Annotated in this window: 14 protein-coding genes; 6 read left to right on the top strand and 8 right to left on the bottom strand. The window is 46.4% G+C overall.

The annotated features are described in order from the left end of the window. Positions 1-50: 50 nt before the first annotated feature. The 3 genes from AB0L18_RS00870 to AB0L18_RS00880 are packed head-to-tail and all read right to left on the bottom strand — an operon-like array spanning position 51 to position 8,498. Positions 51-5,492, bottom strand: coding sequence for a hypothetical protein (locus tag AB0L18_RS00870; protein WP_367390699.1), 5,442 nt, complete (start codon positions 5,490-5,492; stop codon positions 51-53). Next, on the bottom strand, positions 5,483-7,315 hold the full coding sequence (locus tag AB0L18_RS00875; RefSeq protein WP_367390700.1) for a hypothetical protein: 1,833 nt from the start codon (positions 7,313-7,315) through the stop codon (positions 5,483-5,485). Before AB0L18_RS00875 ends, AB0L18_RS00870 begins: the two co-directional genes overlap by 10 nt. Next, entirely contained in the window at positions 7,302-8,498 is a 1,197-nt protein-coding gene (locus AB0L18_RS00880; RefSeq protein ID WP_367390701.1) for a hypothetical protein, read from the bottom strand. The genes AB0L18_RS00875 and AB0L18_RS00880 overlap by 14 nt, the downstream gene beginning before the upstream one ends. A 154-nt stretch (positions 8,499-8,652) precedes the next feature. On the opposite strand from AB0L18_RS00880, the gene AB0L18_RS00885 reads away from it, so the two are divergent. From AB0L18_RS00885 to AB0L18_RS00905, 5 genes are all read left to right on the top strand, one after another. Further along, positions 8,653-9,300, top strand: coding sequence for a phosphatase PAP2 family protein (locus tag AB0L18_RS00885; protein ID WP_367390702.1), 648 nt, complete (start codon positions 8,653-8,655; stop codon positions 9,298-9,300). 144 nt (positions 9,301-9,444) lie between these two features. Further along, on the top strand, positions 9,445-11,082 hold the full coding sequence (locus tag AB0L18_RS00890) for an ArnT family glycosyltransferase (protein ID WP_367390703.1): 1,638 nt from the start codon (positions 9,445-9,447) through the stop codon (positions 11,080-11,082). Between the two features lie 220 nt (positions 11,083-11,302). Beyond that, complete coding sequence (locus AB0L18_RS00895; RefSeq protein WP_367390704.1) at positions 11,303-13,381, top strand: HAD-IIB family hydrolase; 2,079 nt, start codon at positions 11,303-11,305, stop codon at positions 13,379-13,381. A gap of 225 nt (positions 13,382-13,606) precedes the next feature. Beyond that, positions 13,607-14,890, top strand: coding sequence for a glycosyltransferase (locus AB0L18_RS00900; RefSeq protein ID WP_367390705.1), 1,284 nt, complete (start codon positions 13,607-13,609; stop codon positions 14,888-14,890). A 166-nt stretch (positions 14,891-15,056) separates the two neighbouring features. Beyond that, the gene (locus tag AB0L18_RS00905) at positions 15,057-15,419 is read left to right on the top strand and encodes a hypothetical protein (RefSeq protein ID WP_367390706.1); all 363 of its coding nucleotides are present in this window, start codon (positions 15,057-15,059) and stop codon (positions 15,417-15,419) included. Positions 15,420-15,584: 165 nt separating this feature from the next. On the opposite strand, the gene AB0L18_RS00910 is transcribed toward AB0L18_RS00905, so the two are convergent. The 3 genes from AB0L18_RS00910 to AB0L18_RS00920 form a co-directional block, all read right to left on the bottom strand. Further along, positions 15,585-16,571, bottom strand: coding sequence for a hypothetical protein (locus AB0L18_RS00910; RefSeq protein WP_367390707.1), 987 nt, complete (start codon positions 16,569-16,571; stop codon positions 15,585-15,587). Positions 16,572-16,634: 63 nt separating this feature from the next. Then, complete coding sequence (locus tag AB0L18_RS00915) at positions 16,635-17,408, bottom strand: hypothetical protein (protein WP_367390708.1); 774 nt, start codon at positions 17,406-17,408, stop codon at positions 16,635-16,637. A 341-nt stretch (positions 17,409-17,749) separates the two neighbouring features. Further along, positions 17,750-19,987 carry a carboxypeptidase-like regulatory domain-containing protein gene (locus AB0L18_RS00920; protein ID WP_367390709.1) on the bottom strand — a complete coding sequence of 746 codons (2,238 nt, stop codon included), beginning with the start codon at positions 19,985-19,987 and terminating at the stop codon, positions 17,750-17,752. Between the two features lie 244 nt (positions 19,988-20,231). Between AB0L18_RS00920 and AB0L18_RS00925 the strand changes: the two genes are divergently transcribed. Further along, positions 20,232-20,417 carry a hypothetical protein gene (locus AB0L18_RS00925; RefSeq protein WP_367390710.1) on the top strand — a complete coding sequence of 62 codons (186 nt, stop codon included), beginning with the start codon at positions 20,232-20,234 and terminating at the stop codon, positions 20,415-20,417. A gap of 8 nt (positions 20,418-20,425) precedes the next feature. Here AB0L18_RS00925 and AB0L18_RS00930 read toward each other — a convergent pair whose 3' ends face one another. Next, positions 20,426-20,761 carry a hypothetical protein gene (locus tag AB0L18_RS00930; RefSeq protein WP_367390711.1) on the bottom strand — a complete coding sequence of 112 codons (336 nt, stop codon included), beginning with the start codon at positions 20,759-20,761 and terminating at the stop codon, positions 20,426-20,428. A 37-nt stretch (positions 20,762-20,798) separates the two neighbouring features. Then, entirely contained in the window at positions 20,799-21,401 is a 603-nt protein-coding gene (locus AB0L18_RS00935) for a hypothetical protein (RefSeq protein ID WP_367390712.1), read from the bottom strand. Positions 21,402-21,416 lie beyond the last annotated feature (15 nt).

A 21,416-nucleotide genomic window follows, 5' to 3' on the forward strand; every position in this document is an offset into this window, starting at 1 on the left:
GCGCAAAGCGGAGCCCTGGGCTTTAAGTCCCTCTTCGCCGCCCCCTAATACTAATTCCTTAAGGAATTATTCCACTGCTCGCTTCGCTTTTGGAAATTGGTATGTTGCTTTACAGCCTCTGGTAAATCGAGAAGAAACGCCTGAAAGGTAGGGTAATCCTTTTTACGAATACCGTCATTCGGTAGTTTAGCGACCTGATTCAACCGATTTCTAGCCGTTGGCCAATCGTCTTTGAGTGCCGCAAGCACTGCTTCAACAGCGATTGGCCAGCGGTATTGCGAGAGCAACTCCTGCATATCCTTAAGCGGTTGTTGCGCATTTTCCCAACTACTGGTATGCAGCAAAATATAGACATAGTCGCTAGCCGCTTGGTTAAACATCAGCTCATGTTGGAGCAAAGAATCTTTCGGCAACATTCCTGCCTTATCAAGTGCCAAAGCAGATCCATACCATTCCTTAGCACTCTGATAAGCCATCCAATAAGCTTCGTTGATGTATTCCGCCGTGGAAGTTTCAAGATCGGGTTCTTCAAAAGGAATCACACTTTCCCAAAAATCACGCTTTTCTTCTTGGTAGGTACGATAGGTTTGTAAAGTGGTTTGGAGCCATGCATAATCACTGCGCATCAATAGCTCTACCTGCTCTAAAATGAGGCTTTCTACGCCACCATAGCTATAGCTTTCCAACAAATTGTAATAGTCCAGCAATGCTTCATTTCTTTCCCCCAGTAGCAATTTAGCATTAGCTAGTTCCAAGAGTAAATAAGGCATTTCTACCTGTGGGTACTTTTCTCTGGCGGCAAGCAACGCTTCTTTAACTTTACTGGCATTGGCTGGATTTGCTCTTAAGTTGACAAAAGCCTCTTCGGCCAGGATATTGAGATACAGCTCTTTGTACTCCACATTTTCCGGGTCGATCAACAGGAGTTGCTCTGCTCCTTTACGGCCTTTACCTACAGTAGCAACTGCTCTGTTAGACTTATCTTTACGTATTTCTAAGTCCTGCAGGTAATAATTAAAGATGATGTAACTCTCAAGGCTACTTTCTTCCTGCTGTGTTTTTTCCCAACGCTTATCAAAAAAAGCAACTGCTTCATCGTAATAGGCTTGTCGTGTACCATCCACATCGAGTGCAGGATGTTCGGTATTAACCTTATAGTACATCAAAAGTAATTGCTCTTGCACGGCTTCGGGAAAAATTTGTATTTCTTCTGCAAATCGAGGTGTTGATATCGGTGAAACGGGATCTGGTGAAGATTGTACCACTGAAGTCAGGCGTTGGAACAATAATTCGTCTATTAAGTGAATATCTCTCCGATCCCAATTGGCATATTCTTCGAGCAGGGTTAGTACCTCACCTGCCAATAATGCCTCTACGACCTTTTCTTTTTGTCCTGCCTGCCAATCAAGCAAAAGTTGGAGCATCTTCAGGCGCTTAGCTTCAGGTTGTATGCGCAAGGCCTGACGTAAGGCTTGCTTTGCAGCACGCTCATCTTCTTGACTCAACTTATAGTAGGCTTGCTCAATCCATATATTTACAATGGCGATGCTATCGGTCGCAAAAGGTCTAATTAGATTTGTTCCTTCCTGAAGATGAAGAGAACTGGCTTTATCGAAGAGCGCAGCTGCTGTTTGGGAATTATTGCTCAACCAAGCTTGGTCAACATAATATTCACCCCAATTTTGCCGAATGCGAGCAATTTCTCTAGTCTTAAGTAGCTTAAGATTGGCCTGTTCTTGAAAATTTATTCCTTTTTCCAACTCCCATTCCTCAATCCGATTTCGTAAAGGCTGATTGTCCTTAGAGGAAAGCTGTTCCAGGTAGCGATCTTTTCCCGAGTTGGCAAAATAATTATTGATCTGAGGCGTAAACAAAGGCCATATCCCTACTTGTCCATTCTCAAAATAGGTATACAGGTAATTGCCTTTCGGCGAAAAAGCCAACTGCTTTATCCCCGAAATTCTTAGGTCAAATACTTCATTTTGGCTTGTTAAATCCCAAATACTTACGGAAGAAGGTCCCCGCTCATATTTGCCTTCTGACGGCAACAAAAGGTCGCCTAAAGTGGCCAGATACTTACCATCAGGAGATAATTTCATTTCTTGCACCAACTGTTTCCTTACTCCCCTTAGAATAGATATTGGTTTTCCCGTTGCTAGACCCCAAGCACGGGCATACTCCAACTCATTGCCATTGAAATAATATTCATCATCATCCATGGGATGAAGCTCGTATAACAAATTTGCAGGAGCTCCCACCCAGGAATAGTAGTTTTCAGGGTCACCGATGGTATACTTAAGCTCCGCTTTCCCATTCTGAATATTTAACAGTTTGGGTGCTGTTCCTTTTTGTAAGTACAAAAGATCATTGCCATTATTGATCCAGACTCCTCGGGCAGCACCCACCCCTTCATCTGCACGGGTAAAGGAAGTTGCCTGGTAAATATTTCTGGCCTTGGTTTCTTGTCTAGTGCTTACTTCATACACTCCCTGATGGCTAAGAATATACAGCAATTCATCATTTTCAGGATGAAAAAGGAGCGTTCCCAAATCATAATCACTGATACTACTGGAATAGTTTTTTATCGTTTTGGTTTTACTATCCAAGAGGGTAATATCGTAATCACGGTCAAGGATAGCAAGATAGCGGCCATTACCCGACCAGACCCAATCCATGATTTCCTGTTCCAAAGAAACCCGGATCGTATCTTCAGGATGTTTGACCATCAATACGGTGCATGCTCCTTCCTGCGGTGCTACCACAAGATAGCTGTTGTCTGGTGAAAAAAGTACCCGGCTGATATTCTCGTTAGGCAAACTGAATTCATACAGCAATTGCCCCGCTTTCAGATCATGTACCACGAGGTGGTTATACTGCTCATTCCTTCCTGGCCCTTCAATTGCAGCAATAAACTGTTCATCTTCCGACCATGCCAACTGATCATAACGGCCAGGAGTAACGCGGAACTTAGGCAAATAGAAAAAGGACGTCATCCCGCCTTCATTGCGCCCCAGTGCCTCCTCGAGGTTCTTGAAAATTACTTCTTTCTGTGGCGTGTCATAGGCTGGCTGTAAGGTAAATGAACGATTAAATTCTTGCGGCCCCGAAGAATAAGTACTTAGTGCCAAGTTACCGGATGTGGGGTGCCAATCCAAGTCATGCACTTGCGTCCCTATGCTGACCAGTGTATCAAACTGGGCATTGAAAGCTTCGCTCATTTTCCAAATACCAATATCGTTATTATTGTTACCAACGGCCAGCATTCCTCCACTGCGGCTACTAGAATAAGCCAAACTAAGATGGAAACCGCTCAGACGATCAAGGATCTGTTGTGGTTGGTATCGATTTTCTCGGCCTCCAAGCCCCCAAATAATGCTTTTACCATCGTCCGCAGCAGAAACAAAGTGCGTATTATCCAGCCACAAAACATCCCTGACCCAGTCGGTATGGGTGGAAAAACGCTCCGTAACGCGCTTTTTGTCCCAATCATAGATCACCACACTATTATCATCTGAGCCCATGAGTATTCGCCCGTTAGCCGACCAGTCTACCGCACGGATAAAGTCATTGGTGATCTTTTCCTGGTGCAGTTTTTGCAATTCATTATTGTAAACCAACAGTTCACCATTATCATTAACGATAGCCAACAATTCGCCGTCTGGTGACCATACCACATCCCGGGCTTTCACTTCCAGCAGCTCACGATGAACGATGGTCAGTGTCGATGCATCCCAGATTAGAAGTTGGTAATTGGATCCGACTGTCGCAAAAAAAACGCTGTTAGGTAGCGTCTCTGAAAGACTAGTATTCCAGGCAATGCTGTATATTTCCGTCTCATCAAGATCGAAACTGGTGATTTTTTCTGCATCTACAATTTCCAGTCGATCATCTTTTACATAAGCAAGAAAGGCAGCATCAGGTGACCAATCTATTTGCGTTATACTTCCCGGTTGAAGGGCAGCATTTTCAATATTCGGGAGGGCCATGTTGCGGTCTGAGCCATCAGTCACCAAGTATTTTGCCGGCAATTGCATGGATAATACAAGCCCATCCCCTATTTCTACCGTATTTCTATCCCCGCGCCAAGCAAAGCGATTGACCAAATCCGGGAGCTTGGTTGCCTTACGATCATCGGCTGTTACCCGAAAAAAAGTATTGCTATTGGTAACCACCCCGATATCCTCTCCGGTAGCATCGAAACGAGCCTGATACACCCATTCATCAAAAGTCAACTTGTTGATTATTTGACCGAGAGTGTCCCAAAAAATCAGCTGATTGTCATCTCCACCGCTGATCACCATATGCCCTTCCGGATGCCAATCTACGGTTCTAACATAATCATTATGCCCTCGGCGTCGGTATGCTATCTTGCCTGTATGGGCTTGCCAAATGACAATATATCCTTGATCATCACAAGCAACAAAACGTGTCCCGTCGGGTGACCAAGCGACATCCCTGATCCAGTCGTCATGACCATCAACATAAATCAATTCGGGAGTAACTTCTTCATTTTTATACAAATGGAGAACATTATCCAGAGTAGCAACGATCAGCTCGTCGGCTACGACAGGAGACCAACGCACGATACTGGCACGATCAAAAGAACTCAACACACGATCAGTGAGGCTCCATCCACTAGCCGAAGCTTGAAGGAAATTCACCGAGCCTCCCCCAACCACAAAAGCCAGTACTTCACTGTCTTTGTTCCAATCCAAATCTGAAATACTTGCCTCTGAGAGGTCTTGATCGAATACGATTTCTCCACTTTCAGAAAAAATGATCAAACGCCCATTATCCATCCCTACCGCCAACCATTGCTCATCAGGCGACCATGCTACGGCGACGATCCTGGCCTCCTCAACTTCTTCATAGTTGTATTGTTCTTCATCTCCATCTGGGTCGTAATCGTAATATTTAAGCAACTGGTCGTTTAATAATTGGTGCATCATTTTACGCACCTCATGATGAGTACTATCCACGTAGTTGTAGACAAAATCGGTCAACCATCGTGCCTCTTCCCGTTCAATGTCAGTATCTTCGGCGTAGTATTTATTGGCCAAACGCAGGTAATTCGTCACCAATGCATCCCGCGTCATTTTCTCATTGATAACAAGCTGCTGGTCTACTTTTTTGCGTTCTCTGTGCAGGTCTTCTGTACGTTTTTGTAGTGCAGTAAGTGTAGCTTTTTGCTCTGCGACCAAGTCATTAAGGCTTTCATTCTGCTCACGAAATATTTTAATGATCTGATCACTCAACTCATCGAGATCATCTTGATGTTCCGGGCATTTATCGCAAGCTTCTAGTGCTTTGAGCTGACCGTAAGCCAATCCACCTTTTTCGAGAGACAAATAGTAACGTGTACTATCAAGGATTTTCTGAAAATCTCGACAAAGTAATTCTGGGTCACAAGGTTCAAAGATGGCCTCGTTTTGGGCGTAAGAAAACAAGCCCGCGCTCAAGAAGCCGATGAACAGGATTATTTTCAGTTGCATTGTCCTTTTGTTTTCTTGGTTTTCACTTGTGCATTCAACCGCTCCAGCGTATTACTTTCTTGCCGGTATGCCTTTGAGGTTGCCTCTTTTCCATCGGTGCCATAAATTTCAATGAGGAGTTGGGCTTTCTCTAGATTATCTTGGGCAGAGTCGCAGTAATTTGCATTAATGAGGCGGCGAGCATCTACCAAAAACTCTTTGCAGAGAATCAGGTTTTTTTCTGCTCTTTCGCTTTTCGCCGTCTGGAGGCTAGCAAAAGCCCAGATTCCCGTAGCCGTTGCCAAGAGCATCAAAACACCCGATATCCAGGCCAAGCGCCTCGCTTTTAGTTCATTACGTTCAGCGGTAAGCTTGGCTTCCAATGCTTGCTTACGCTGATCTTCTGCTCTAGTACGTGCCTGATCGGCAATTTTTTTGGCCTTTTTAGCTTCCCCTTCAGCGACCTGGGCCCTGGCTCTCTCCTCCTCTGCTTCTGCTTTGGCAGCCTCTGCTTTGCGCTGTAACTCTTCCGCTATTTTACGTTTCCGCTCCTCTTCTTCCAGTTGCAGCTTGAGGCGATCAGCTTCTCCTGCATCGAAAACCGCTTTAGATTTCAGGACGGGGGTGATCAGTCGATCATGGGTCAACTCGTAGGTTACCCCACCCCGCAAAAACGGCTCTGTACGCAATAATCCATTAAACACCAGCGCATTCAGCGTCTCTGCTTCTATCCCAAACCGTTCTTTTATCTGGGCTTGGTGCATACTCAGGCGCATTCCTCCATCGCCTACCTTTTGTACCAGATTATCCTCAATAAAACGCTTCACCGTTTCCTCTTGCTCATCCGGCAAATCATCAATACGGTCACGATAATAGATATCGACGATTTCCTCCATGCCGTTTCCAAATTCATCATTATGGGTAGTAGAAACCAATAAGTCGGCAGCTTCTATCGATTTTTTTCCGGGATGGTTGATGATGAGTCGTTCAAAATAGGAGCAAAGCATCTGGAGGAGAATCCCCTCAATTTTCCCTTCCTGGGTTAAAAAGTCCAGTATTTCGTCTTGAATTGCAGGCGCATAAGAAAAAGGAGGCGTCTCGTAATCCCCTTCTGTTTCCGCAGCCGGACCAACGATAGCACTACGAGCACCTTCGCGCTCCAGCGCATCCAATTCCAACGTATTCTGTAAAATATCTGGTAAAGCCGGAGATAAGCGCTCCAACAGATGAAACCGATTGGAGCGGATAGCGACGACGATTTTAATATCCAGCCTTTGGAAAACCGCATCTCTTTGCGGATGCCCTTCCAGTTCTTTCTTCTCCTTGAGTTGATCGCGATAGCGCTGTGGCAAGCTGGTTTTGAGCAGCTCCGCCAGGCTATTCTCATAAAGCTCGATTTCCTTTTTTGGGTAAGTAAAAAGCTCTTCGAACTGATCAAAAACAAAAAGGAGTTTTGGCCTTTTTGTATTGATGGAAAAGGTTTTGGTATAATACCACAGCGAATTGTCCCAATTGACCAAGTCATCAAGGATGGTCTTATCCAGATTGGCAGGGTTCTCCGCAATGGCTTGTACGGTGCTTCGCAGTGGCGTATTGGTACTTTCCGGTGTCCATGCTCCGAGGCGAACGTTGATCAGGTGATACCCCTGTTCCTCCATTTTGGGCAATACGGCTGCATTGAGCAAGCTACTTTTTCCGTAGCCGGAACGGCCGTACAAGACAGTCAGTTGCTTGTCTTCAATTAACCTACGTAAACGGTGCGCTTCGGATTCGCGCCCGTAAAACAGGTGAGCCTGATGCGCGGCGAAGGGTTTAGGCCCCGGGTAGCGTTTACTTTTGCTCATCGACCAGGGCTTTAAGGTTAGCAAACTGCATATTAAGGAAGGAAGTCAACTTTGCTTCCTCTACCTTAAATTTATCATAGGTGATCAGGTTGATATTGTAATTGCGATGAGCCGAACGGTAATTGCTGGCCCCCAAGGTCAAATCGCTGAAATATTCGCCATATTTAGCTGGTTCTGGCAAGTATTTCACGGATAATTCCTCGAGTACACTAAGGCTTTGCTCGTGATGTCCCGCCTTGAGCAGGGTAAGAAACTGTTCGGCATCGCGGTCAAAATTAGCCGTTGCCGCTCCTCCACTTACTTCTTTGAGCAGGTCTTTATCAGCACAACGCTGGTGCAATTGATCAATAAAATCAAGGCTTTTGCTGTCGTAGAATTTCAGCTTGTAGAGGTCTTCATACACTACTTTCTGATCCCAAAATTTTTCCGGAAACCTTTTCAGCGCCAGAATTCGTGGCGTATCCACATGAAAATCAAATACCCGAATCAATAGTTGCATGTACCACGATTCCAAGGGTAAGCCAAGAAAAATATAGTACTTAGAAGTTTTCAGCAGGTTTTTAAAATCTGCATCCATACTCTTGGCTTCATAGATTGACTCCAGGTAATCAAAAAGATCATTGTGCGAAATGACCATACTTTCGTCAACGGTCATTTTGCCCCGTAAATAATAAATCAGTGGGTCATCTTTACGGCCCGGAACATAAACCTGTGGCTTTTTTTTCTTGTTGTAAAAATCGGTATGAAAGGCAAAATCTTCTCCAAAAGCCTCTTCAATCAAGGTATTAGGACTAAGGGTAATGATGGTGGAGAAGGGGATTTCTGCCAACTTCCGTAAAACACTTTTAGCTTCTTTCAGCTCTTCCTGATGCTCTTTAAAAAAATCGCGGTAATAGGACATGAAATTCCACAAGCTTTCATTCTTGTCCCGGTCGTTGAGCATAAAGAACTTGTCATCCCGATAAAATTTATCGATAAAGGGAGCCATCTCCTCCTTGCTCTTCTCCTGGAGATACTGACACAAGGCATCCTCTAGCGAATCATACCCGGGAAAGGGTAAGATGCCTGGCCCAACAAACAGTAAGGTCTCTTCCTTATTTAGTCGGTCTAATAAATACTCCCACTGCCGATCCGGCAATTCAAAGGTGGGGCTTTGGATATCATCAACTTTAGTATCCCCCATTAGTTGTTTTCTGATTCATAAATATGGGCTAAAAAAGCTTAATTTAAGCTGCGGATAGCAAAATAAGGATAAGTTAACGATTCCCAAAAATTGTTGGCTTAATACGCTGTGTTTCCTTATTTTGGCAGCCTCAAATTACCTTAATCCTTAGCTTTTGAAAGCCCTCTACTACCGTAGTGCTCCATTTTTAGGGTTTTACCTGATGGTACTCGTACCTGTGCTATTCCTTTGGAAGTATTTTGGCAAAGGGCAAATCCATCTTTTCATCAATCGTTATCACTCCCCTTTTTTCGATCAGTTCTTCTACTGGATCACAAAGTTGGGGGAACCGCTGGTGGCTTGTACGGTATTGATCGGCCTATTGTTTCTCAAATATCGCTACAGTCTGATCCTGGGCCTGAGTACGGGGATTTGTGCCCTGGTAGTAGGCATTCTCAAAGCGATTGTCGTAGATGATATGCGCCCCTTCAAATTCTTCCAGTATTTCAATGCGCCACTGCATTTTGTAGAAGGAGTGAGGCTGCACGAATACAATACTTTCCCCTCCGGCCATACTACCTTGGCTTTTAGCTTCTTTTTACTACTGAGTGCTTTTTTTCAAAAGTCGTGGCTTTCCGCCGTGTTCTTTTTGTTGGCACTGCTGGTTGCGTACTCCCGGATGTACCTGTCCATGCACTTCCTGGCGGATGTGTGGGTGGGTTCGGTTTTGGGCATCAGCATAGCGGTTGGGGTGTATCAACTGGTGACGTATCATCCATGGTTTACGAATAGGAAATGGTGGGATGGGAAATGGGAATTATAGAAAACTTCAGCAAGGTTAGCTGCTTTTTTTTCTAATTTATCCTTATCTTACTATGGTAGGTTTCGCGGGCTTCAGTCCGCCTGGAGTAATTTTCTCAGTGCGGACTGAAGCCCGCGAAACCTGTAATCAACAAATAGCCCCCAATTGCCCCTTCTCCAAAAAACTCCCAGTACAACCAAAAGCCTACTCCTCCTGGCCCTGCTTGCGGCCGTGGTCTTTCTGCCCTACCTGGGTAGTGTGCATCTCTTCGACTGGGATGAGATCAACTTTGCGGAAGCGGCGCGTGAAATGCTGGCCACCGGCGAGTATTCCTACGTACAGATCAACTACGAGCCTTTTCAGGAAAAGCCTCCCTTGTTTTTCTGGCTACAAGCCCTGAGTATGAAGGCTTTTGGCGTCAATGAATTTGCGGCGCGACTGCCCAATGCGCTTTGTGGTGTCCTCAGTTTGATAACCTTGTTCAGCATGGGTACTCGCTGGCACGATCGGCGCTTTGGTTGGTGGTGGGCCGGGCTTTATGCGGCTTCCCTCCTACCCCATTTTTATTTCAAATCCGGGATCATCGACCCCTGGTTCAACCTCTTCATTTTTGCGGGTATCTATTTCCTCATTCGGGCGCACCAGGAGCCGCTGCGTGGGGTGCGCCTGATGGCCCTGAGTGGGTTGTTTATCGGTTTGGGGGTGATGACGAAAGGGCCAGTGGCTTTGCTCATTTTCGGACTTGTTTACCTCATCTATTGGGCCAGTAATCGCTTCAAAGGCTTGCTACCCTGGTCGCAAATATGGAGCTTTACGGGTAGCTTCCTGGCCGTAGGAGCTTCCTGGTTTTTGGTAGAAGTAGTCAGAGGTCGCGGCGAAGTTGTACTGGATTTTATCGTCTACCAAATTCGCTTGTTGCAAACACAGGATGCTGGCCACGGAGGGCCCTTCTACTACCATTTTATTGTCTTGCTATTGGGCTGTTTTCCCGCCTCCCTTTTCTTCCTGTATGCTTATCGCAAACCAATGGCCAAGGAAGAGGTGGCTAAATGGATGAAGATCTTATTTTGGGTGGTACTCTTGCTGTTTTCGCTGGTTCGAACCAAGATCGTTCATTACTCTTCGCTATGTTATTTCCCTCTCACCTACCTGGGTGCGCTGGGGCTGTATCACTGGCAGAAAGACGGCACCTCTTTTCCTGCATGGCTCAAATGGAGCATTGGCCTGATTGGCACCCTATTGGGACTACTTTTCACCGCCTTGCCGCTGGTGGATCGCTACAAAACGGCTATTATTGAAAGCGGCCTGATCAAGGATCGCTTTGCGGTGGCCAACCTTCAGGCCGACGTTTACTGGGGTGGCTGGGAATGGTTGCTAGGCATCTTGTTTTGGTTAGGCATCATGGTGAGTCTATTTATGCTCGACCGTTCGCGACGAGCCATTGTAGGGCTTTTGGTCACTTGTTTGCTGGGCTTGGAGCTGCTAAGCCTGGTTTACATTCCCAAAGTAGAGCAATACAGCCAGGGGGCCGCCATCGCATTTTACGAAAGTAAACAAGAGGAAGATTGCTACCTGCTTACGGTTGGTTTCAAAAGCTATGCCCACTTATTTTATGGTCTAAAACCACCTCCCACCCATCCTCGGCATGCCGACAAAGAATGGCTCCTTTCCGGGGAATCCGATAAGCCCGTCTACGTCGTCACCAAAAACATCCGCAAGGAAGAACAGCTGAATTGGCATCCACAATTGAAGGTACTTTACGAAAAGAATGGCTTTGTATTTATGCAGGTGGAGGCACTTTAATTCCCTAATTTTTGCCTATTTCGAACTCCCTTCCTTACCGCTGGGTTACAGAACTATGGGGTCATCATGACTGTGAAGCGGCCGGTTCCCGTAAATTTCTTATATTCCTGTCAAGCTTAAAGTCGGTAATAAAGTAAATCATTGATCGGAATCACCCTTGGCCAAGGTCATTAGTGACCCTAGACCATTGTTTATTTATCTTACTACTTTATTCATTTTCATGAGCCAATCTACGACAGACAATTCTATTCAACTGCTCTCCTTTGACATCGACAATACACTCATTGATCTGAGGAGTCTCAAAGGGAATTTCCCCGCCATCTGGGAAAAATACAAGGATCAGCACAGTACGTTATTGACTTACAATACCGGACGGCTTTACAAAGATGTGCTCAGCCTTATTAAAAAAGGTATTCTACCCGAACCTCACTTCATCATCAGCGGCGTAGGCACCCACATTTATGATTACCAGCAGGGAGCCGTGCTAAAAGAATTCAATGAAATTCTGGATGAAGGCTGGAACCTGGAATTGGTAGAAAAAACCGTTGCTTCGCTTCCTTTTCCCATCGAAATTCAGCCCCGCAAGTACCAACATAGCTACAAGCGCAGCTACTTCTTTCACAATGCCGAACCCAGGGAACTTCGTCATGCTGAACAAGCATTTAACGCTGCTGGTCTCAATATCAACCTGGTCTATTCCGGCAACAAATACTTTGACGTACTCCCTAAATGGGCCAACAAAGGGAATGCTTTGCAGTGGTTACTCAAACACCTTGACCTCAAGACAACCCAAGCTTTGGTAGCTGGTGACAGTGGTAACGATGCCGCCATGTTTGAGCTAGAGGGCATTCGAGGGATCGCCGTAAGCAACGCCCGGGAAGAACTTTACCATGTTACCAAGTATTTGCAAGTTTACCATACCGAACACCCAAAAGATACTGGAGTAGTGGAAGGATTGGTCTTTTACAAAGTACTCCCCGAAGAGGCTATAGAAGTTGTACAAACACTCGCCCCCGTCCCCGAAGCACACTTTCTGCGCCAGCAAACGGATCACCCTATTCATCGCCAGGACACTAAGTATGAGTTGATTCTCGAAGGTTACCACCAAGCGGTGGCAGCATTGAAAAAAAATATCTCTCCACTTGGCTTTCTTGCTTGCCCCATTGAGTACAATGAAGCCGAAGGTACTGATGAAAACTACCACTCGGTTTGGGCTCGCGATGGAGCTATTACCGTTATTGGCTCCCTGAGTCTAGTCAATGACCCAGAAATCCATCAATGCCAACGTCAAACGCTCATTACCCTGTTGGACAATATCTCCATCAACGGCCAAATTCCTGCCAACGTCCGTTTGTCTGACCAAAGCCCAGACTATTCTGGGGTGGGTGGCATTTGTTCTATTGATAGTGGTCTGTGGGTGATTATCGCCTTTCACGATTACGTGCGTGCTACTAGTGATATCGATTTTTTAAAAGAACACATTACGGACTTGCAAAGAGCGATGAACTGGCTCAGCGCTCACGACTCCAACAATGATGCACTTTTAGAAATCCCTGAGGCTGGCGACTGGACCGATCTTTTCGGGCGCAGCTACCACGTCCTTTACGACGAAGTACTATGGTACCGAGCCAATGTCTGCTTTGGTCGGCTACTGGAGATACTTGGAGATCACAGCAAAGCAGGAGACTACATGCGCTGGTCGCAGGTGATCCGCAAGGAGATTGTCACCAACTTCTGGCCCAGTACCCAGCAAGAAATCAAACAACGATTTGATTTTGCCGACCAGCAATATTCCTTAGGTGACACTAAGTATCTACTTGCTCAAATAACGCCTTTCGATTTTAGCTGGCGTTGTGATAGCTATGGTAATATCCTGGCGTACCTCTACAATGTCATTGACCCGGAAAAAGCCCACAAATCGCTTCGGTTTATGCTGGGAGTAGGCATGAACGACCCCTTCCCTATCCGCAATGTCTACCCAGAAGTGAGCCCAGGAGACCCAGATTGGCGAGCTTACTATACGGTAAACTTATTGAACCTGCCCAACCACTATCACAATGGTGGCATTTGGCCTTTTATTGGTGCTTTCTGGGTACAGTTTATTGAAAAACTCGGACAACACGAGATGGCCATGAGTGAGCTCTACAAACTGGCACTCATCAACAAGGCAGGCATCAGCAGTGATTGGGAATTTACCGAGTGGGCACATGGCAAAACCGGCAACCCTATGGGCAAAGTCTATCAAGCATGGTCGGCCGCACAATACATTGCAGCTTGCCATCAACTCAAAATTGTCTAATAGAGTTGTTCTGCTGGGACAAGTTTTGCTGCAAGCGGAAAATTTCATCCTGAGCTTCGTTAGATTTTTCGCCGAATTGCCCGCATTCGGCTGCAAAATCTGCCTCGTTCAGAATAAAATTTTATCGCTTTCGCTAAAACAGTCCCCAGCAGAACAACTCTAATCTCTATTTCCCCTTCCCCAACCAAGTATTACCTGTTTTTTTCATCTTAAAAAACCAAGAAAATGAAATCCATTTTAATGATCTCTCTCCACGGATACGTTGCCGCTGAACCGGAATTAGGCAAACCCGATACGGGCGGCCAGGTTGTCTACGTCTTAGAATTAGCCGACCGCTTCAGCCGCCTGGGCAAAAGGGTTGACTTATTGACCCGCCAGTTTGAAGACCAACCCGAATACGACGAAGTTAACGAAAACTACAAGGTCTGGCGTATCCCATTTGGAGGCAAAGAATTCATTCGCAAAGAAGATATGCACGACCATCTTGGTCAGTTTGTCACCAATACCTTGGCTGCGATCCGCAAGTCTGGCAAACAGTACGACATCATCTACACCCACTACTGGGACGCTGGCTGGGCGGGCCAAAAAATTGCCGAGGAATTAGGTATTTCTCACGTTCATACGCCTCACTCCCTGGGTTGGTGGAAGCAGCACTCCATGGGTAACGATATGGACGAAAAGAAGATGGAAGCAACTTACCGCTTCAAGGAAAGAATAAGAAAGGAGTATTTTGTTTACCAAATGTGTAATCACGTAGTGGCGACTACTATTCCACAGGTTGAGTTGCTCACCAAGCAGTACGACATGTTGGCCCGGAACTGTTCCATGATCCCTCCGGGAATCGACGAAAATCGCTTTACGCCTGTCCCTTCCCGCGAGGTCGACCGGATCCGGCAACAGCACGATATGGAGCCTTTTGACATTCTGATCCTGGGACGGATGGCCCACAACAAAGGCTATGATTTAATGCTCAAAGCCATGCCTACCATTCTGGAGCTAAAACCCGAAGCTCGTCTTGTAGCAGCAGTAGGCGGCGACGGCTCGAAACAGGATAGCAAGGGCGTTGCCAAACTCAAGGCACTGGCCAAGGAATTAGGCATTACCGATAAAATTATCTGGAAAAACTACATCTCCGATGAGGACCTCGCCAACATTTACCGGGCCGCCAGCATTTTTGCGATGCCCTCCCGGTACGAGCCTTTCGGTATGGTGGCTATCGAAGCTATGGCCTGTGGTACTCCTGCCGTAATTACCGTACACGGTGGCCTGAAAGACCTCCTGGATTTCGGCAACCAAGGCTTGTTTGCTGATCCGCACCGCCCGCTGGAGTTTGGCACGATCTGCGCCATGCCCCTGCTCTACCAGCAGCTTCGCAATGAACTTTCGGTAGAAGGTGCCCGCTTCGCTCGCCGCAATTTCGGTTGGACAGGGATCGCGAAACGCATGCTTCAAATTTTTGATCAGTCCATCAATCGGCAGTATTCGGAGTCGAATATTTTCACTTCTTAGTGGCCATACTGGTATTGGCGTTGTGGTGGAAACGCCCAAACGGCACTGGGCTATCCGCCTGTATATGTGGAGTAAGATAATGGGGCTTACCGTATGATCGTGTTGGTACGATTACCCACAGCCTGATCGTATAATCGTATTGGTACGATTGCCCCAGCCTGATCGTATGATCGTGTTGATACGATTACCCCAGCCTGATCGTATGATCGTGTTGGTACGATTACCCCAGCCTGATCGTATGATCGTGTTGGTACGATTACCACAGCCTGATCGTATGATCGTATTGGTACGATCGCCCCAGCCTGATCGTATGATCGTATTGGTACGATTACCACAGCCTGATCGTATGATCGTATTGGTACGATTACCCCAGACTGATCGTATGATCGTATTGGTACGATTACCACAGCCTGATCGTATGATCGTATTGGTACGATCGCCCCAGCCTGATCGTATGATCGCACTGGTACGATTGGCTCAAAAACGCTTGGCAACTCGGATACTTCCTCCCCTCCTGCCCATACACTAGTTCCAGGCTCCACTAAGCAGTCATCGAAATAGCTCATCCTTGGATGTAAAACGGAGATCATTTTTCCTAATCCTTCGTTTTTAGCTACTTGCCAATCCACCAAATCATCAGAAGTAGCTAAAAGAGGGGTATCATTAATCTACATTCCTGAAGATCCAGCATTGCTTACCGTAAACGAAAATCTTTTTGCGCGATGATCAGGTTGTTGAGTTCAGGAATCTGGATGGACAGTTCTATGCGATCTCCTTTTTCGTAATTTACGGCATTCCGTTTTCTGTAGTTATCGCTCAGCGTAACATTATTGATCACGAACGATTGTCGCATACTGGGCTGCAATTCCATCAACAAATGGGAGAAAACCTGTTCAGGGTTAAGTGCTCCCTCAATGGTAAAAGCGAGGTCCGTTTCTTGATTAACAATATTGGGAACAAAACTCAGCTGCCGGACATTTAGGCTTTGTAATGTTCGTAAATCAGCATCAGAAAAGGATAAATTGAAGGTAATCGCATTACGGTCCATGTCCAGATCAACATCCTGTACCGAGGCTCGAACATTGAAGGCGCTCATGACTTGTTGATTGTTATTGACTGTCTGCTGAAGCTTGGCTATTTCATCCTGTAGCTTGGGAATCTGGCTCCGTTTCAGAAAATCAACCTCCTGTCTTTCCTCTTGCAGCGCTCGCTTTAAAGCCTCATTGGCATCGACGAGTTCATTGCGAGCTATGCGGAAGGAGTCCCTTTGGTTTCTTGTTTTCACGATCTCGGCCGTAAGGTCATCCATAAACTGCTGTGTATCAGGAGAAGCTCCCGTACGAAGTAAGCTATTAAAATCGGTAAGTAATTTTTCGTTCCGAGCTTCCAGTTCTTTAAGCATCGCATCTTGCTGCTCCATCCGAGCTACCTTCTCCTCTATTTCTTGATTCAGGCGTTCAATATTCTGTTCCCGATGATCTAACTCAATTTGAAAGTCTGTCAATTGATCCTGCTGTTGCTCAATAAGCTCCTGCTGGTTACCAATCTCTTCTCCCGCTGTGAGCATCTGCTCCTCCAGGTTCTTTTTAGCTTGATAAGTAATGATGGTGAATATACCGAGGCCAATCAAAAGCACCCCTAGTACAATCATAATATTTCTAGGTGTTTTATCCTCATTCATAATCCATGTAGTTGATAGGTTAGTGTAAGAGACTTGTTACGCTTGCTTTTGGTATACCAAAAACTAGTAAGGCGAACGTTGTTTTTGTTTAAGGGTATCAGTTACCTCCTCCGTAAGGCTGTAATCTTTTGGACGAGGGGCAATTTCAGACATCGACTTAATTTCTTTGTCTACAATATCACTATCATCCCGCAAAATATCACGATTGATGGTATGCCGATCCGCAGCGTAAGTATCGGGTAGTATATCGGCTTTCCGTTGGGCATCTTCGTCAACGGTAAGGACAAGTTCACGTACTTTGGCTTGGCGGGCGTCGATCTCGTGGTAATCACTGGTAATGGTACTCCGGGTGATGCCTTCCGTCAACACCATCAAGCTTACCCCTTCCTCAATTACAAAGAGGTCTACCTGGTCTTCACTACGAATAACGGCTACGACGAGGTCGCGTTTGCTCACCAGCAAGCTCTTCACTTCTGGGCGTTCGCGGACATTAATATCTATAAATTGGTAGTACTCGTACAAGCTACTCTTCTCAATGGGAATCGGCTTCGCATACTCCATGCGTGACCGACTTTTGTAGAGATCGCGGGAATAAGACAGGCTAAAGGTTCCGATAAAAGTAACCCAGGACTGGCTCATTGATACTTTCACCCCTTTACTGCTTAAGGAAAATTTAATAGGAAGGAAGACAGGTTGGTACTCTAAGCTGACATCACCCGCAGCAATGTCATCTGCTATGGTGTTACCAACATCCGACACAAACCCTTGAGAGGGGTTACCCGATGTATCGCAAGCCACCAATAAAGGGATAATGAATAGGTAGAGGGTTCTTTTCATACAGGGTTTCTTTTGTAAACAGGGTAAGGCTCCGCTAATTGCTCCGTTTGAAATTACAAAATCCCTTTAAAATTAGTGCCCCGTAAGCTGATTTTTTTTAGCCCCCCAAGTGCGCCTACTAGTTACACACAAGTAGCATCAGCCAATAAAAGAGAGAAAGTTGAAAGGCACCAACAAGGTTCTTTCCAACGCCATTAACGCAAATATTGCCTGGAATCTCCAAAATGACCGGCTATTTAAGCGACTGGATTCCCTTTGAATAAGGCACGGCCCCAAATAATAATAGATCAACTTACAAAACAACGTCCTCGTGTACATTCTTTAAATTGATAAAGATGTATTCACTCCTCAATCCGATACCGCACCCCCACATAGAACTCCCTACCCCGCGTAGGACCCCAAACATTGGCGGTGTCAAAATAGGGACCGAAGGGGTCTTGCCAGGAGCGGATAGGACGCAACTGCCGGAAATCGAAGATGTTTTCGCAGCCGCCGTACACTTCTACTTTGGGCCAAACTTTGGTCAATTGGGCATTGATGACCGTAAAGGGGTCGGCGAATGCTTGTTGTTGAAATTCGGGTGGGCTCGTCGATGTGTTGGCCAGGCGCTGCTCACCCGTCCAGTGGATATTGGCGTCGAAGTGCCAGCTTTTGGAGAGGGGTTCGTAGGAAAAGGTCCCAACAACACGATGGGTGGCATTGAAGGGGAGTACTTGCTTGTCGCCGTCGATGATCCGGTAGACATCGAGGTAGTTGTAGGCCAGTTTCACGCCAAAACGCTGGTAGAAAGCCAAGCCCAATTCCCCCTGAAAACCATTGCTGATGCTAGTGCCCGTAAAATTGCGAACGATGGCTACTGTGGGGTCGGTATCGTAATCAGGGAAGATTTGATTTTGGAAGACAGTGCGGTAAAAATCGAAGGAAAACTGGGCTTCCACTTCGTCCCCGTAGTAATTATGGGTGAGGTTGGCACCGTAGTTGAGGGCCTCTTCGGGCAGCAGCGCTTCCGTGATGCGTACATCCCGCGAGCTGGCCAGGAGGTTGATGTTTTCGCTAAACAAGTTGACGGTACGCCAGCCGGTGCCTACCGAAATACGTGCCACTGTAGCCGGGGAAAGATTGGCGCGCAGTAAAGCCCGCGGCGTAGCTTTACAGCCAAAGGTATTGTGATGATCGTAGCGCAAACCAGTAATCAGCGTCAGTTGGTTATCGTACCAATTGAAGACGTTTTCGGCAAAGACACCGGGGATGTTCTCCTGCCGTTGGTAGATGCCATCGTAGCTGCGTTGCAAATCATCATTACCGAAACTGATGTCTTCTTCCAAATCCAGGAAGCGATAGCTGAAGCCGGTTTTCAGCTGGTGCTTCTCGTGCCAGTTGTATTCGTATTGCAGGTTGAGGTAGGCGTTGGCGTGGGTGGCCTGGTAGTGCGTAGTGCCGTAGTAAGATTCCTGCTTTTGGTGAAAGCCCGAAGCGTAGAAGAGCACGTGATGGTAATCATCGAGACGGTAGCCGGTTTTGGTGTAAAACTCCGGTTGGGAATATTCTACCAGTTGCCCGTAAGCGCTGGTTGTGCCTTTATCCCGGTCTGGATCGAAGGTGGTTTGTCCGCCAATACGTTGCTCCTGCACAAAGCGCAGGCCCGTCTCACTGTGCCATCCCCATTCTCCGGCATCACGGTATTTCCACTTGTTGTAAAGGGTATAGCTGTTGAGCAAAGGTAAGTCCAGAAAATCGTCCTTATCGCGATCGCGGCGCTGGGCGGGTTGGGTAGTGTGAGCAGCGACCAGGGTGCTCCAATTGTTCCAACGGTGGGCATAGTTGAGGTTGTACTGATGTTCGCCAAAACTATTGAGATAGGCATTCAGAAGTAAACGTTCGTCTTCGTCGGGTTGCTTGAGGACGACATTGATCTGGCCAGAAATACTCTCGTAGCCTTGTAAGACAGAGTTGGCTCCCTTCGCTACAAAAATGCTTTGGATCAGGGTACCAGGAATACTGCTGATTCCGTAAGTGTAACTCAGTCCCTGAATGAGCGGAAAACCATCAATCAACACCTGGTTGTACACCCCCGAAAGGCCAAGAATGCGCAGCTCTTTGGCATTGGTGACAATGTTGGTCGTCGTAGGTTGTACGCTACCCTGGGTGTTGAAACAGCCCGCCAGATCGCAGCAAGCAGAGCGGCCGAGTTCCTTGGCCGTAATCACCTCAGTCTTCACCGGGTTGATCGTGGAGATGAAGCTTCCTTGCCTGTTTTCCGTTACCACGACCACGTCCATGTCTTGGCGGGATTGTAGCTCAACGTCAATATTACCTGCCTCCTTGATCTGTATCGTGTCTGGTACAAACCCGACATAGGAGATCACCAAATCCGCGGGCAAATCCTTGGTAAGTGCCAGTTGGAAGGTCCCGTCTGCTTCTGTATAAGTACCGCCATCGTGTTGGATACTCCAGTAGACGCTGGCCCCCACCAGCGGCTGGCCCTGAAGATCATGAACATAGCCCGTCACCTCCTGCGCGAAAGACAGCAAAGGGAGGGTTAGCAATAAAAAAAGAGGTAGATGAAAAGGAGTATGCACAGGATGGTTTTGGTTGATCTGGTGTAAAGGTGTAAGGGTGTAAGGGTGTAAAAGTGTAAGGGTTTAAGGGTAGGGTGTTCAATTTGATGGTAAATTAGGTTGCGCGTGGCTTTAGCCCGCAACGAGTTCTAGCAGTACTATAAGTGCGGACTGAAGCCCGCGCAACCTGGCTGAGGGCAACTTTACGCATCAATTTAGCCTGCCAAGAAAGCACTAGAATCCGTCGCATCAAAAAAGCGTCAGATTGTACAGCTTAGGTCTAGTAGTGTTTGGCCAACTGGTGCTTAGACAAGGACAAACCTCAAAGGAAGTGATCACCAACGTTGGCTTCTTCCTTTTGAAGAATAGCCTCCCTCCGTCACTACGCTATACCTCCTCCAAGGAAGGATATGGGCGAGCCGTAGCTCGAAAAATTACGGAGGATGGATAAATGAGTTACTAAATCTTCACGCGGTAAGGCCGATCATTCGGGTTCTTACAACCGGGCGTCTCCTGTACCTTTTGGTAGATATCGTCTTCACAAACCATATCAGGATTGTAGCTCACATCGAAATGCGTAACGGCACCACGCTTGGCAGCAACACAGCTACTTACGCCCGCCAGTTTTTCAACATTGGCAGCGATGGTCTTGACGTCAGTAGAACATCCTACCCCAGTCACCTTGACGCTGATGGTCGTTTGGCTGGTTGATGTGGAAGCAGTTTGTGCGCTGAGGCTGGTCGTAAAGAGTACCATACAGCAAATCGAGAAGAAAATAGAGAGGGAAAATTTCATGTTCATCGTTTTTGATTCTTTTGCGAAGCAAAGATACTCAATTCCAATGTTTTGCCAAGGTCTCAAGGAAGTCTTCTATTGTACCCGGCAGGACAGTACCGTGTTCAGGGATAAGCTCATAGCTCTCCCTTTTGATTTCAGGGGACAAGAAAATTGGATGAATAGCGTCGCCTAATGCACGGATACGGTAACCGAAAATCGGTCTCAGCTCTTCATTAGCCAAAACCTCAAAATGACTGTTTGGGAAATTGTAACTCTCACTAAAATCATTATCCAACCAAAATAGTACCTGATCCGGTGCTATTTGCAAGGCATAAAAGTGTCCTTCATCTTCATAGTTTTTCATGACCAATGCCTTACTACAGCTATATTCAGTAGCGTCAATACCTTGCTCATGCTCTACTTTTTTTATTACAGCCAATATCTTTCTTGCCTCTTTCTTCTTATCGAAAAAATCTTTAATGTTAGCCCAACATGCAAAAACAAAACCCACTAGAAATAAAAAAACGACCCACTCATTATCCATTTCAGGAAACCAATACAGTATTAAAGCAAATACTAGAGCACCTCCAATACTTATCAGGATTTTCCTACTAAAAAACGGTTGAGCTATTCGCTTGTGATAAAATCCTTTAGACATTTGTAATAGTTGGTG

It is taken from the genome of Lewinella sp. LCG006, from assembly GCF_040784935.1.
Classification (GTDB): domain Bacteria; phylum Bacteroidota; class Bacteroidia; order Chitinophagales; family Saprospiraceae; genus Lewinella.

Excerpts from the sequence above, each read along its gene's own strand:
- AB0L18_RS00870 (WP_367390699.1), bottom strand. The coding sequence starts at position 5,492 with ATGCAACTGAAAATAATCCTGTTCATCGGCTTCTTGAGCGCGGGCTTG.
- AB0L18_RS00875 (WP_367390700.1), bottom strand. The coding sequence starts at position 7,315 with ATGAGCAAAAGTAAACGCTACCCGGGGCCTAAACCCTTCGCCGCGCAT.
- AB0L18_RS00880 (WP_367390701.1), bottom strand. The coding sequence starts at position 8,498 with ATGGGGGATACTAAAGTTGATGATATCCAAAGCCCCACCTTTGAATTG.
- AB0L18_RS00895 (WP_367390704.1), top strand. The coding sequence starts at position 11,303 with ATGAGCCAATCTACGACAGACAATTCTATTCAACTGCTCTCCTTTGAC.
- AB0L18_RS00900 (WP_367390705.1), top strand. The coding sequence starts at position 13,607 with ATGAAATCCATTTTAATGATCTCTCTCCACGGATACGTTGCCGCTGAA.
- AB0L18_RS00905 (WP_367390706.1), top strand. The coding sequence starts at position 15,057 with ATGATCGTGTTGATACGATTACCCCAGCCTGATCGTATGATCGTGTTG.
- AB0L18_RS00910 (WP_367390707.1), bottom strand. The coding sequence starts at position 16,571 with ATGAATGAGGATAAAACACCTAGAAATATTATGATTGTACTAGGGGTG.
- AB0L18_RS00915 (WP_367390708.1), bottom strand. The coding sequence starts at position 17,408 with ATGAAAAGAACCCTCTACCTATTCATTATCCCTTTATTGGTGGCTTGC.
- AB0L18_RS00930 (WP_367390711.1), bottom strand. The coding sequence starts at position 20,761 with ATGAAATTTTCCCTCTCTATTTTCTTCTCGATTTGCTGTATGGTACTC.
- AB0L18_RS00935 (WP_367390712.1), bottom strand. The coding sequence starts at position 21,401 with ATGTCTAAAGGATTTTATCACAAGCGAATAGCTCAACCGTTTTTTAGT.